This is a genomic window from Zunongwangia pacifica (assembly GCF_023499215.1).
In the GTDB taxonomy this organism is placed as follows: Bacteria; Bacteroidota; Bacteroidia; order Flavobacteriales; family Flavobacteriaceae; genus Zunongwangia; species Zunongwangia pacifica.
Genome location: NZ_JAKHSK010000002.1, coordinates 253711 through 267463 on the forward strand (window position 1 = coordinate 253711; position 13753 = coordinate 267463).

16 protein-coding genes are annotated in these 13753 nt (G+C 36.2%); 7 read left to right on the forward strand and 9 right to left on the reverse strand.

Annotation, left to right across the window (positions count from 1 at the left end):
- The first annotated feature begins 7 nt into the window (after positions 1-7).
- Together L1967_RS02435 and L1967_RS02440 are read left to right on the forward strand one after the other, a co-directional pair.
- Positions 8-706, forward strand: coding sequence for a hypothetical protein (locus tag L1967_RS02435; protein WP_249600122.1), 699 nt, complete (start codon positions 8-10; stop codon positions 704-706).
- Between the two features lie 48 nt (positions 707-754).
- Positions 755-1396 (forward strand): hypothetical protein, encoded by a 642-nt coding sequence (locus tag L1967_RS02440; RefSeq protein ID WP_249600123.1) that lies wholly within the window; start codon positions 755-757, stop codon positions 1394-1396.
- 31 nt (positions 1397-1427) lie between these two features.
- Here L1967_RS02440 and L1967_RS02445 read toward each other — a convergent pair whose 3' ends face one another.
- Both L1967_RS02445 and L1967_RS02450 read right to left on the reverse strand, forming a co-directional pair.
- Entirely contained in the window at positions 1428-1940 is a 513-nt protein-coding gene (locus L1967_RS02445) for an acyl-CoA thioesterase (RefSeq protein WP_249600124.1), read from the reverse strand.
- Positions 1941-1997: 57 nt separating this feature from the next.
- Positions 1998-2933 (reverse strand): HU domain-containing protein, encoded by a 936-nt coding sequence (locus tag L1967_RS02450; RefSeq protein WP_249600125.1) that lies wholly within the window; start codon positions 2931-2933, stop codon positions 1998-2000.
- Positions 2934-3030: 97 nt separating this feature from the next.
- On the opposite strand from L1967_RS02450, the gene dprA reads away from it, so the two are divergent.
- Complete coding sequence (gene dprA, locus L1967_RS02455) at positions 3031-4131, forward strand: DNA-processing protein DprA (RefSeq protein WP_249600126.1); 1101 nt, start codon at positions 3031-3033, stop codon at positions 4129-4131.
- Between the two features lie 121 nt (positions 4132-4252).
- Here dprA and trpS read toward each other — a convergent pair whose 3' ends face one another.
- A complete protein-coding gene (gene trpS / locus L1967_RS02460) occupies positions 4253-5221 on the reverse strand; it encodes a tryptophan--tRNA ligase (protein WP_249600127.1) in 969 nt (322 codons plus the stop codon).
- A gap of 75 nt (positions 5222-5296) precedes the next feature.
- Between trpS and L1967_RS02465 the strand changes: the two genes are divergently transcribed.
- Complete coding sequence (locus L1967_RS02465) at positions 5297-6037, forward strand: lysophospholipid acyltransferase family protein (RefSeq protein WP_249600128.1); 741 nt, start codon at positions 5297-5299, stop codon at positions 6035-6037.
- Between the two features lie 90 nt (positions 6038-6127).
- On the opposite strand, the gene L1967_RS02470 is transcribed toward L1967_RS02465, so the two are convergent.
- From L1967_RS02470 to L1967_RS02490, 5 genes are all read right to left on the reverse strand, one after another.
- Positions 6128-7609 (reverse strand): PorT family protein, encoded by a 1482-nt coding sequence (locus L1967_RS02470; RefSeq protein ID WP_249600129.1) that lies wholly within the window; start codon positions 7607-7609, stop codon positions 6128-6130.
- The gene (locus L1967_RS02475; RefSeq protein ID WP_249600130.1) at positions 7606-8148 is read right to left on the reverse strand and encodes an RNA polymerase sigma factor; all 543 of its coding nucleotides are present in this window, start codon (positions 8146-8148) and stop codon (positions 7606-7608) included. Before L1967_RS02475 ends, L1967_RS02470 begins: the two co-directional genes overlap by 4 nt.
- 153 nt (positions 8149-8301) lie before the next feature.
- Positions 8302-8745: a hypothetical protein gene (locus tag L1967_RS02480; protein ID WP_249600131.1), complete on the reverse strand. Its 444-nt coding sequence runs from the start codon at positions 8743-8745 to the stop codon at positions 8302-8304.
- A gap of 135 nt (positions 8746-8880) precedes the next feature.
- On the reverse strand, positions 8881-9360 hold the full coding sequence (locus L1967_RS02485) for a hypothetical protein (protein WP_249600132.1): 480 nt from the start codon (positions 9358-9360) through the stop codon (positions 8881-8883).
- Between the two features lie 113 nt (positions 9361-9473).
- Complete coding sequence (locus L1967_RS02490) at positions 9474-9968, reverse strand: hypothetical protein (RefSeq protein ID WP_249600133.1); 495 nt, start codon at positions 9966-9968, stop codon at positions 9474-9476.
- Between the two features lie 124 nt (positions 9969-10092).
- Between L1967_RS02490 and L1967_RS02495 the strand changes: the two genes are divergently transcribed.
- Positions 10093-10950, forward strand: coding sequence for a M57 family metalloprotease (locus L1967_RS02495; protein WP_249600134.1), 858 nt, complete (start codon positions 10093-10095; stop codon positions 10948-10950).
- 72 nt (positions 10951-11022) lie between these two features.
- Here L1967_RS02495 and recA read toward each other — a convergent pair whose 3' ends face one another.
- Positions 11023-12042: a recombinase RecA gene (gene recA, locus L1967_RS02500; RefSeq protein ID WP_249600135.1), complete on the reverse strand. Its 1020-nt coding sequence runs from the start codon at positions 12040-12042 to the stop codon at positions 11023-11025.
- A 219-nt stretch (positions 12043-12261) separates the two neighbouring features.
- Between recA and L1967_RS02505 the strand changes: the two genes are divergently transcribed.
- Both L1967_RS02505 and L1967_RS02510 read left to right on the forward strand, forming a co-directional pair.
- Positions 12262-13503: a peptidase U32 family protein gene (locus L1967_RS02505; protein WP_249600136.1), complete on the forward strand. Its 1242-nt coding sequence runs from the start codon at positions 12262-12264 to the stop codon at positions 13501-13503.
- Entirely contained in the window at positions 13503-13733 is a 231-nt protein-coding gene (locus tag L1967_RS02510) for a ferredoxin (protein WP_249600137.1), read from the forward strand. The genes L1967_RS02505 and L1967_RS02510 overlap by 1 nt, the downstream gene beginning before the upstream one ends.
- Positions 13734-13753 lie beyond the last annotated feature (20 nt).

Sequence of the window (13753 nt, forward strand, 5' to 3'; positions counted from 1 at the left end):
AATAATTATGAGAAAAAATTACGTTGCCGCGATAGCGATGGTCTTTCTAATTCAATTTTTTAGTTCCTGTAATAGTGATGATGTATTGGTGACCGAAAATAAGCGAACTGCTATTTTTGCGACCTTGGTAGATTCTAACGATGTAGCTTTACACGATATTCCCGTAAATGTAACCACTAATATTGCAGAAGATTATAATATTTTGGGTGCCTCCATCAGTAAAGCAGGAGGGAGTGTAGATTTTGTTTCCTTGGTTTCTTACAATAGAGGAATAGTGGTTAATTTTAATCCGCCTTCTTCATCCGATTATGATTCCAATTTCATGACTTTAAGTTATGTAGATCAAAGAGAATTTATGGATAGGGAAGAGCGTATCGATCTAGATGTGGTTAAGCTGAGTCCTATGCAGGATGTAAATATTCGTATGAATAGATTGCCTGAAACCAATAGTGTAGAACTTCAACTTCAATATTATAACGCAAGACAGTTGATCGCCTTCGATGGATATGCAGATCTTTTACCGGAATTTCAGAATATCAAAAATGATTATTTAAGATTGGATGAAGAAAATCCTTCTTTTGAAAAATCATTGCGTTTACCAGTTGGCTCACCAGTCAAAATTTTTTATAGCGTAAACGATGGGGACGAAAAGGATTCCACAATAATGGTAACTTCAACAACCAGTAGTGTTAACTTAGAATTTTAAATCGAAGACCTTATCTTTTTTATCGATTTTCCAGCATAAATTTTTCAGATGAAAAACATAATACTTTTAGCATTTCTATTCAGTATCTCTTTAGTAAACGCACAACAAGAGCAGGTTCCACAAAATGCGCATAGAAACTCTTACAATCCTGAGGATCCTGAAACCGTATTTTTTGGATTGTCATTCTATTTTCCTAATGGTTTAAGTGATTCTAGTTTGGGTAATGATTATACGTTCGATGCCGGAATTCAATTTGAAGTCAATGTCTTTATCACCCCTCAATTTGTAGCGGGAGTTTATGGAAAGTGGCATGAAGGAGAGGTAAGCAATATTGAAAAAATTGGAAATATAAGCGAAAGCAATTTTAGCGAATATGGGTTGAGCCTGGGATATTACCAGGCCATAAATAGGGAATTTAACTACTTTATTACAGCCAGTATTGGTGGTGTTTCTGTAAGAAATACGGTTCCTTTTTCTCCAGATTCGTTTCGCGAAAACGGCACCAGTTATAAAGTAGGGGGAGAATTAGGCTATCGATTTAATCAAACTATAGCCTTTTTCGCTAAAGTTTCTCCTTATTATTTAAATCTTGATATCGAGAATACGGCGTATAATGATTATTTAAATAATCATTTTCTGGTAGATGTTGGTTTTGGATTACGGGTTCATTTACATAACCCAAATGGATAAACTTTAATAGCCCAACAACAAGGCTTACGGCTTACTTGGTAAATAAGGCTTTAAGTTCGCTAGCCTCGTTAGGTTGCATTTTACCGGCAAGAACAAGGCTTAGTTGTTTTCTTCGTAAAGCGGCAGCATAACGCTCTTTTTCCAAATCGGTTTCTGGTTCTAAAGGAGGAACGGGAACCGGAGCACCGGTTTCATCTACGGCTACAAATGTATAAATCGCTTCGTTTGCTTTACTTCTAAGCCCGCTTTCACGGTCTTCTACCCATACATCTATGAAAATCTCCATAGACGATTTAAACGCCCTGGAAACGACGGCTTCAACCGTTACAACACTTCCTAGCGGGATCGCTTTATTAAACGCTACATGATTTACAGAGGCAGTCACTACAATACGACGGCTATGTCTTCTGGCTGCGATACTGGCAGCACGATCCATACGAGCTAACAATTCGCCTCCAAATAAATTATTTAGGGGATTGGTCTCGCTTGGTAAAACAAGATCGGTTAATGTAGTTCTAGAATCTTTTGGGTACTTAGAATTCATATTTGCCAATTTTTGGCAATAATAGTAAGCTTTTAAATAAATATCACTAAAAAAAGATTAAAGTTCCTGTACCAATAGCCAGGCAGCCTGGTTTTCTCTCTTTAATTTATTTAATGCATTTACCGCGTCACGTCTTGTTTTATGGCTGGAGAAAACCACTTGATGAAGTCCGTATTTGTTAGCCCCTATAAGTCTCGCTTTATACCCTTCCTCTCTAAGTTCCTCTACTTTTTTCTCGGCATTTTCTTCCACTCTAAAAGCTCCTGCCACCAGGTGAAAATTGCCAGATTGCTTTTCTACGTTAAACGTAATGGCCGGTAGTGGGTTGTCGATCACAAAAGTAGCTTCCTGAATTTGTTGCTGTAACTGATTTTCAGCTTCCTGTTGTTCAGCAATATTATGTTCAGCAACCTGATTGCTATAGATATTTAAACCGGCAATACCAGAAAGGCCAATAGCAAGAATCCCAACGGCGGCATATTTAAGAAATGCAGCTTTGCGGCTTCTTCGTTCAGGAGTAAAGTGAATGGGTGCTTTGTCTTCGATTTTCTGAACCTGAGATTTGTACACTTCACGCTGAATTTTTGTGGAATGAACCACATCCAGTCCAAAAGAATCGGCCAGGTAATTTACTTTATTAAAAGGTTCAAACTGAAGGGTATAATCTTCAGAAACCGTAAATTCACCAACGTTGGCAATTTCAGCTTTTTGCTGCTCTTTTAAAGAACTCTCCAGCTGATGTACGAAATCTGCAATTTTATTAAGCGCTGTAGTATAATTAATACTTTCGGCATCTGCGATGTAATTAGCTAATAATCCGTCGTTTTTAACTAATTGACGGTTAAAGGATACAGTCTTTTTTGGTGGATAAAGAGTATGTGTTGCTGCATCGATAAAAGCAGATTCTCTTTGCGATAAAAACGCACCAAATCCGGGTAAGATAACGCATTCGTAGCGATAAAGTAAATCCTGTATGTAATTAGCTATTTTCATAATTGCAAAAATAATAGGAATAGGAAGTATATAAAAATAGCGAAACAAATTTTATTAACAAATCTTTTTTTACGTAATTTTAGTGGAAAGCGGTGGGATGAATATTACAGATTTACGATATATACTGGCATTGCAAAGAGCTCCTAATCTGGGAGATAGGACAGCAAAGAAGCTCATTGCAAGATTGGGAAGTGCAGCCGCAATTTTTAAAGAAAAGCGGCAAAATTTATTGAAAATCGAAGGGATTGGTGCGCTTAAACTTAAAGGATTGCTGGATCCCGCAAACTTTGAAGCAGCAGAAAAGGAAATTGAATTTATCCAAAATGAACAATTAGAAACACATTATTTTTTAGACGATAATTATCCCGAAAAGTTGAAACACTGCCATGATTCCCCAATTTTGCTATTCTCTAAAGGAAATATACAGCTTAACAATCGTCGAATTATAAGTATTGTGGGTACCCGGAAGATTACAAGTGCAGGAAAGGCATTTGTAGAACAATTTATTGAGGAGTTGAGTCCGCTTAATCCCATAATTGTTTCGGGCTTTGCCTATGGCGTTGATATTGCAGCTCATCGTGCAGCCATCGATCATAACTTGCAAACCATTGGTTGCTTAGCACACGGTTTCGATCAGATTTACCCAAAAGTACATGCCAGGTATGTAGATGAAGTTTTAAAAAATGGAGGCTTTTTTAGCGATTTTTGGAGTAGTGATAAATTTGATCGCAATAACTTCTTAAAACGAAACCGAATTATTGCTGGTTTAAGCGAAGCGACCGTAGTCATTGAGAGTGCCGAAAAAGGCGGAAGTTTGGTGACTGCAGATATCGCCAATTCTTATAACCGTGAAGTTTTTGCAGTTCCAGGAAGGCCTGGTGATAAATACAGCAAGGGCTGCAATAACCTTATTAAATCTAATAATGCCCATTTGCTGAGTAGTGCAGCTGATTTGGTGTATATGCTGGGTTGGAAACTAGAAGAAGAAATAAAACCTATACAGCAGCAGCTTTTTGTAGATTTAGATGAAGAAGAACAACTTATCTACGATCATTTAAAAGAAAAAGGGAAATCACAATTAGACACGATAGCACTATATTGTGATTTCCCGACTTTTAAAGCCGCTTCAATTTTATTGAATATGGAACTTAAAGGTGTGATTAGACCTTTGCCCGGTAAATTATTTGAAGCCATTTAGCATGCTTACTCGTTAATCGAGATTAAATGCTGCGATCCCGTCCCAATAGCGGGACGGGATGTGTTTAAATAAAAAATAATTTTCTACCAACTACCTAATGAGCTTGCCCTAAGGTAGTTTACTAATATCCTAATTTCTCGCGCACCCTTTTTAAAACATCATTAGCAACAACGGTTGCTTTTTCTTTTCCTATGGCTAAGGCCTTATCTACTTCTTCAAGATTATTGATGTAGTATTCATATTTTTCGCGTGGCTCAGCAAAGGTTTCTTTTACCAGTTCGAATAGTGCTTGTTTGGCGTGACCGTACCCAAAACCACCGGCTTCATATTTTTGGCGTAGGTCTGCTGTTTGTTCTTCAGATCCTAATAATTTATAAATATTGAAAACATTACAGGTATCCGGGTTTTTAGGTTCTTCAAGCGGAGTACTATCGGTTTGGATACTCATTATCTGTTTTCTCAGTTTTTTATCAGTCTGAAAAATATTAATGGTATTATCTTTCGATTTACTCATCTTAGAACCATCAGTACCGGGAACGTACAAGATGTTTTCTTCTACTTTAGCTTCAGGAATTACAAAGGTTTCTCCCATTTTATTGTGAAAACGAGAGGCTACATCTCTGGTAATTTCTAAATGTTGTAACTGGTCTTTTCCTACCGGAACAATTTCAGCATCATATAAAAGAATATCTGCTGCCATAAGCATGGGATACGTAAATAGCCCTGCGTTTACATCTTCTAACCGATCGGCTTTATCTTTAAATGAATGTGCTAACGTAAGTCGCTGATAAGGAAAAAAGCAGCTTAAATACCAGGTAAGTTCACTGGTTTGTGGGATGTCACTTTGTCTGTAAAAAACAGTTTTTTCAATATCAAGACCGCAGGCAAGCCAGGTTGCCGCGACAGAGTAGGTGTTGTTTTTTAAAGTTTCCGCATCTTTAATTTGCGTTAAAGAGTGCATATCTGCTATAAAAATGAATGAATCATTCTCTGGGCTATTCGCCATTTTAATAGCAGGCATAATTGCCCCCAGTAAATTTCCTAAATGAGGAGTTCCTGTACTTTGCACTCCCGTTAGTATTCTAGACATGTAGTTATTAAATTTTTATACAAAGGTACTTTTTTTGTGGAATTGACTTGATTGTATTTACTACTTTTGACACCTATGCGATTTTTTAAAAATATTGCTATTGTAGTATGGAGAATATGGTTCTACGTTTTATTGGTGGTACCTATTATCCTTATGCTCCCTATTCTAATCGTTTTTACTTCGGCAGAGCGTTTTTATCCTCAGTTTTTCTTTTGTGCCAGGATGTGGGGGAAATTCATCATTTTTGGGATGGGTTTTTACCGGCGAACGCATGGAAGCCATAAACTGGATAAGGATGGCAGCTATATGTTTGTAGCCAATCACTATTCGATGTTAGACATTATGCTTATGCTGGCAACCGTTAACCATCCTTTTGTATTTGTAGGTAAAAAAGAGCTGGCTAAAATTCCAATTTTCGGGTTTTTCTACCGTAAAACCTGCATTCTGGTAGACCGTAAAAGTCAGCAAAGTCGGCAGGCGGTTTTTAATGAGGCTGAAAGACGTTTAAAACAGGGGAATAGTATCTGTATTTTTCCTGAAGGTGGCGTTCCCGACGATGAAAGTGTCATTTTAGACGAATTTAAAGAAGGCGCTTTTAAATTGGCCATTGATCATCAAATACTCATTGCTCCTTTAACTTTTCACGATACCAAAAAGCGTTTTTCGTACACATTTTTATCGGGTAGCCCCGGGAAATTAAGGGTTACCATCCACGATTTTATTCCTACCGCAGGTAAAACTCAGCAAGATCGTAAAGAGCTTAAAGATAAAACACATGAAATTATTCTTGAAGAACTAAAAAATCCTAGTCTGTAAAACCTAATTTCAGTTTCTAGTTCGCTTAGCAACTTTTGATTTCATTCAATTTCAATTCAGAAAGAAGACTTTTAAATCTCGATTATCGAGTTAAAATTCAAAACTAAAACCCGTATAAATTCCGAAGAAATAAGGATTAACTCCGCTTGTATTGCTAAAGCTGTTTAACTGGTATTTAAAAGTAGGTTCTAAATTCAGTTTAAATTTATCGTTTAGCTGATAATCGACACCCATCCCGATATTTGTGGTAAAACTAAGGCTTTCCAGATTGTTTGATTCTCCCAGTTCTATAGAGCCACTTTGTCCATTCACGCTAACCGTATTTTCATCTAAAAACAAACTACTGGCGCCACCGATTAATTTTAAACCAAATTTTTTGTCGATTAAACTGTATTCTATTTCTACAGGAACTTCGATATATCCAAAATTCTGATTTAACGAACCGGTTTCCCTTGGTAGGTTTAAACTGCTTGAAGGAGCAAAATCATGGGGGGTCTCTGCATAATTATCAGGTCTCGAAACGGTACTCGCAATTCTAATATTTTCGCTTCCCTGCTCATAATTTATATTCGATATTTTGCTAGAAGCTATAGCGTAATTATAAGCAATATCCTGAGTTTTATAATTCATGCTCACTTTGCTTATGCCCGACCTTATTTTTATTTTTTCTGAAATAGCGTAAGCCACCTTAATTCCGTAAGACATTGTTACGTCACTATTGGTTTGATTCCCTGCAAAAGAAGGATCTATAGGGTTACCGCTTCCCAAATTATCGTAATAAACCGGTGCGGCGAAAGGAGAAATACTTACTTTTCCTGCTTTAGACGCTATTTTTACTTCTTCAGGAGTAGCGTTGTTTTTCTCTTCTGAAAGAATAGCCAGTGCAGTTTTATACTCTTCATCAGCTTTCGTTTTGATTGAATCGGCACTTGCAACTTGCGACGCTGTTTTATTAGGATTCTTATTTTCAGCAGAAGAAATTACTTTGTTCCCTGTTTGTTGATTTTGGATGGTTTCATCGCCATTTTTATGATCGAGATGAGCCAATTCCTGTTCGTTGTTTGACTTGTTTGATGCGATATTCGATGAATTGCTGTTCGTTTTTTCTGAATTGGAATTTTTAGAAGTAGTATCTATTCCTAAAGTTTGTGTGGTGTTCTGGCTGGCCATAGCACCTAAATTATTTGAATGAGATTCGCGTTCTTTAGCTTCTTCGATGTTGCTATTAGAAGAGGTTTCGGTAATTTCTTTTAATGTTTTATTAGCATGATTTAAAGGGGAATCGGTAGGCATTTCAAAAGTAGGGAGTTGGGATTCCTCTATATCAAATGTGATTTGGGGTTCAGTAAAATTTGCAGGGCTGTTTTGTAAAAAATAAACTGTGGTCAGGATAATGGCCAAAACAGCTGCAACGCCACCTAGTTTATACCAAATGGGCAGGATTACAGGTTTTTTTTCTTGTTTTTCCTGTAATTTTTCTGCGATATTTTTCCAAAGCTCTTCTCTTGGAGTTTGTTCAAAATCTTTGAACTTCTCCTGAAAAAGTCGGTCTATATTCTTATTCTCTTTCATAGGGTTTTTGCAGAAGAATTATGTTGATTATTCTCAATATTTTCTTTTAATAAGCTGCGCGCTCTCGATAAATTCGATTTAGAAGTTCCTTCAGAAATTTGTAGAATTTCAGCAATCTCTTTGTGGGAATAACCATCTAAAACATACAAATTAAAAACTTCGCGATAACGCTGTGGCAGCTGCTGTATAATGTTAAGAAGAACATCCAATGGCAGTGAAGATTCTTCGTATTCTACCGTTGTTTCCTCTATTTGATCTTCGTTTGATATACTATATAATTTTTCTTTTCTATATTTCTGTAATGTGGTGTTGATCATGATACGCTTCATCCAGCCTTCAAAAGAGCCTTGGTGTTTGTATTGGCCTATTTTGTTGAAAATGGTCAAAAAGCCATCCTGCAAGTTGTCTTCGGCCTGCGCATAGCTATCAGAATATTTTAGGCACAGTCCAAACATTTTACCGGCATATAAGCGGTAAAGTTCTTCCTGAGCCTTAATATCATTTTGCTTACATCTTTTTATGAGCTTTTCTAGCGTCAAAAAATTATGTTTGGTTTAGTTAGTTTTACTCGATAATCGAGATGAAATGTTTTGATGCTTTTCCGATCTTATTGAGGTCGGGTTGCGTCGAAATAAAAAAACAAGATTATAATAAATTTCTTATGATCATAGACCCATCCCTTAGGATGTTTTTTATTCTTCGGTTGCTTCCGGTTCGCCAACAGGGACGGTGATGTCCAGATATTGCGCTTCGTCGTTTTCTTCACCAATCCAAAAATGAAAAACATACTCCGTGTTTTCATCTCCGGTAATTACAATATTTTTTAATTCCTTTTCCTGTTCAGTTGGGTCGTCACAGTCTGTTCTATCCAGATATCTTGCGGTAACTGCAAAAACATAAATGTGCCGTACATTGCCATTAATCTCTCTGTTCACATCAAAGCCATAAAACTCTTCACATCCATTTGACGGCATGTAACTAATTGGAAAATTATAAACTTCCCCGGTCTCAAAATAATCTGGCATTTGGGCATCGGTAATTTTAGCCAGGCTAAGCGATAGCGATGCACCGTCATCGTCTAGAGAGCATCCGGTAAGGGTATAGATACAAGCTAAAATTAATACTATTCTTTTCATTAGGCTATAAAATAATTTAGTGTTTTGTATTCTGTAGATACACTAAAATTCAAAAGGTTGCGTACTGTAAATAAAAAAAGCTGAAATTTAAAAATCTCAGCTTTTAAGAAAAAACTACTCTTGTATTTCCATTAGCTATTCAGTAGGTTCTTCTGTTTCTTGATCATCTGGAGCTCCTACCAGGACATCTTTGGTTAAATATTCTCCAGTGCCATCGTTTTTTCTTCCGCTAAGAAAGTTAAACCGAATCACATCGTATTGATCGGAATTTAACTTAAAGTCTTCTGTCCAGTTTTTAGTTTCCGTTAATCCGGTGTCTGTACAATTCTCAATATTTCTAGGATCGTATGCAACTACAGCATTTACATAAAATTCATATATAGAATCGTGCTCTTGATGTCGTCTTCCACTATATTCAAAATTGTTAAATGTATTACACTCGCTACCCAGGTCGTACGTAATATCAATTTTATACTCCTCATCTACTACAAAGTATTGTGGTAAAGTGGCATCTAAAATTTCAACATAGTTATACGAAATGCTTGGGCCGTCATCGTCAATATTGCAGGCAGTGAAACCAAGCGCTAGGATTAGAATTAATAGAATTTTCTTCATTTTAATTAATACTTGTTTCTTACTAGATGTTATTTTTTAAAAAGGTTGCGTATTTAACATAAAAAAGCCGAAACTCTTTAGAATTCCGGCTTTTTTATGATAGCTGTTTTTGTTTATTCTGTTGGAGTTTCCTCAGGTTCTGGCTCGCCTACTGGCAAATTTACAGTGATATATTCCCCTTCGTTCTCTGAGTTTACATTAGTTAAGAAGCGGAATCTAACGGTATTGTATTGCTCCTTGTTTGAGGTTACCCTACTTAATTTAAAACCATTTTGAATAACTGATTTTGTGCTGGTTAAATTACCTTCTTTGTTACATTCTGTGATATTAGGGTCATAAGAAGTTATAGCTGATACATTAATAATTAAAGTTTTTTCTTCATCCTCATTTTCATAAGGCCTTGCATCAAAACCAACGAAATTATGACATGCATTAATTAACTTATAGGTCGCTTTTATATCATAACTTTCATCATACTCAATATATGTGGGTAAGTTATGTCCTGTAATTTTTGCATAACCATAAGCAATGCTTGGCCCGTCATCATTATTACAGCTAATTAAGCTTATAGCAAGTGCAAAGAATAAAATTAAACTAGTTTTTTTCATTGGTATTTAAAGGTTTTATTTTTTGTTAGATGAAAGAAACTAAAAAGGGTTGCGTAGAAAACAAAAATATTTTCTTACATTTATTTTATCCCTAAAAGTTATATTTCTTAACCTAATAAAAATTATGAAAAAACTTACTTATTTATTATCGGTATGCTTTCTTATCTTTTCGTGTGAAAAAGATGAAAGTATAATAGAAGAAGATTTTTCTTCTATAGATACAGAGGAAATTTCAAAAGATGAAATCGCTAAAATAGCTTCCCTTAATTTTAATACAAGCGATTTAGAAATGGTCGATTATCCTAATTCTGAAGGAGGGTTGGAAAAAATGTTTCTAATTGAAGGAGATATTTTGATGTCAAGATCAAGATTAGAGGAATTATCTAATGAAAAATTAACTAAACAGTATAGAACATATAATTTAGTTGACAATAATGTCAAAATATACATTATTCCCAGGAATGCTCCAGATTTTTTGGGGGGTACAGATCGAGTAGCTTTAACTAGTAAGCAAAGATCCGCTTTAACCAGAGCCGTAGCAAATCTGAATGCATTGGATATTGGTTTAACATTTGAAATTTACGATGGTCCAGGATTGATTTCAGGTCGCCAAATAAAAGTGTCCCAACGACCTGGTGCGGCAGGCGGTATTGCAGGTTTTCCTGATAGTAATGGTAATCCTTTTCGAAATGTAGATATTTTTTCGGGCTCAGAAAGTTATTCTTTAAATGTTAATGAACATATTCTAACACATGAAATATGTCATGCTATTGGTCTAAGGCATACTGACTGGAATACTAGGCAAAGTTGTGGATATAATAATGGAGAATCTGCTAATCCCGAAGGAGCTGTACATATACCAGGAACTCCCACAGGCTATGATTCATCTTCTTTAATGAAAGCCTGTTTTGGCTCTAGTGAAAGCGGTAATTTTGGATATTATGATAAAGTTGCCATAGAATACCTTTATCCATCAAACTAAATTTACTCAAATTAACTATTAACTTTTAGGGAAAAAAATTAGGCCGTAATTTCAATTACGGCCTAATTTTTTCTATGCTTCTTCCTTCGCTACTTTAATGGCATCTTTTATCTTAACTTCTAATTCATCCATTAAATCTGGATTGTCCTTTAAAATCGTTTTTACCGCATCACGACCCTGGCCCAGTTTAGTGTCTTCGTAGCTAAACCAGGATCCACTTTTCTTAATGATTTCGTAGTCTACACCTATATCGATAATTTCACCAATTTTTGAAACTCCTTCACCATACATAATATCAAACTCAGCGGTCTTAAATGGTGGCGCGACTTTATTTTTAACCACTTTAACCCTTGTTTTATTACCCATTACTTCGCTGCTACTGTTTTTAATTTGCGTAGAACGTCTAATATCTAAACGTACAGAAGCATAGAATTTAAGTGCGTTACCTCCAGTTGTTGTTTCTGGGTTTCCAAACATCACCCCAATTTTTTCACGAAGCTGGTTAATGAAAATTACGGTACAGTTTGTTTTGCTGATGGTTGAGGTTAATTTTCTAAGTGCCTGAGACATTAAACGGGCATGAAGTCCCATTTTAGAGTCTCCCATTTCCCCTTCGATCTCACTTTTTGGCGTTAAAGCTGCAACCGAGTCGATTACAATAATATCAATCGCTCCAGATCTAATCAGGTTATCGGCAATTTCTAAGGCCTGTTCCCCATTATCGGGCTGAGAAATAATTAAGTTTTCAATATCGATCCCAAGTTTTTCAGCATAAAAACGATCAAAAGCATGTTCAGCATCAATAAAAGCGGCAATACCACCATCCTTCTGTGCTTCCGCAATAGCGTGTAGCGTAAGGGTGGTTTTACCAGACGATTCTGGCCCGTAAATTTCTATAATTCGCCCTCTTGGATAGCCACCTACGCCTAAGGCAAGGTCTAAACCTAAAGAACCGGTAGAAATCGAAGGTATATTTTCAATTGCCTGATCTCCCATTTTCATTACTGTTCCCTTACCATAGGTTTTATCCATTTTATCAAGGGTAAGTTTCAGTGCTTTTAGTTTTGCTTCTTTTTCTTTATCGTTACTCATTTTTGTTCTCCTGTTTTTTGCAAGTTGCTAAATTACTATAAGTTTTACTAGGTCACAATTTTAAATGCTCAGGATTATTCCCTGTGCCATTTTTCTTCAAAAGGAAATCTTCAAAAAATTTATCGATTTTGAAGTGTAGACTATAGAAAGTTTGGGTTTGTTTAAATGTAACCAATAATTGAAAGATATGTATCTTTGCACCCCATAATTTTATTAAAAATGACGAGTACAGGAAAGATAGAACTTATGGCGCCGGCAGGGAACTTTGAGTCTTTGCAGGCGGCATTGGATAATGGAGCCGATTCGGTTTATTTTGGTGTAGAGCAGTTAAATATGCGTGCCAGGGCAAGTATTAATTTTACATTAGACGATTTGCCAGAGATCGCCAAACGCTGCGAAGCTAAGAATGTGCGTACTTATTTAACGCTTAACACCATTATTTACGATCATGATCTTTCGATCGTAAAAACCTTACTCGATAAGGCAAAAGCTGCAAAGTTAACTGCGGTGATTGCTATGGACCAGGCCGTGATTGCTTATGCAAGACAGATAGGAATGGAGGTTCATATTTCTACACAAATTAATATTACCAATATTGAAACAGTTAAGTTTTATGCCCTGTTTGCCGATACGATGGTATTAAGCAGGGAATTAAGCTTAAGGCAGGTAAAGAAAATTTGCGATCAGATAGAAAAAGAACAAATTAAAGGACCTACAGGAAATTTGATTGAAATAGAAATTTTTGGTCATGGTGCCTTATGTATGGCGGTTTCAGGAAAGTGTTATCTAAGTTTACATTCTCATAATTCTTCTGCCAATCGTGGTGCCTGTAAGCAAAATTGCCGAAAAAAATATACGGTAATCGATCAGGAAAGTGGTTTTGAGGTCGAGCTGGATAATGAGTATATGATGTCTCCTAAAGACCTTTGTACTTTAGATTTCTTAGATCAGGTGATCGATGCCGGTACAAAGGTTTTAAAGATCGAAGGTCGTGGCCGCGCGCCAGAATATGTGGCTAAAGTGATTAAAACCTATCGTGAGGCCATTGATGCATATTATGCTGAAACTTACGCGAAAGAAAAAGTGGAATCCTGGATGGAAGAGCTTAAGAAAGTCTATAATCGCGGATTTTGGAGTGGTTATTATCTAGGTCAAAAATTAGGGGAATGGAGTGTTGGTTCAGGTTCGCACGCTACCCAAAAGAAAGTATATGTTGGTAAAGGGATGCATTATTTTCCTAAAGCCAATATTGGGGAATTTAAGATCGAAGCTTACGATATTAAATTGGGAGATACCCTATTAATCACCGGGCCAACTACTGGAGCGCAGGAAGTAGAACTTTCTGAAATGATGGTTAACGACGAACAATTAGATACGGCATCAAAAGGAGATTCCTGTACCATAAAACTGCCTTTCAGAATAAGAAACTCAGATAAATTGTATAAAATCGTTAAGGCCTAATGGTAGTAGTAACCTTACAGCGGGATAAATGTATAGGCTGTAATTATTGTGTAGAGATGGCGCCTTCAGAATTTCAAATGTCTAAGAAAGACGGGAAGAGTGTTTTATTGCATTCTAAAGAAAAAAAAGGCTTTTATACCCTTAAATCGCACGATGATAGTATCTTTGCCGAATGTTTGCAGGCTCAAAATGCCTGTCCGGTAAAAATAATTACCGCTAAAAAACTATAATATTTCTTTAATTCTTAAAA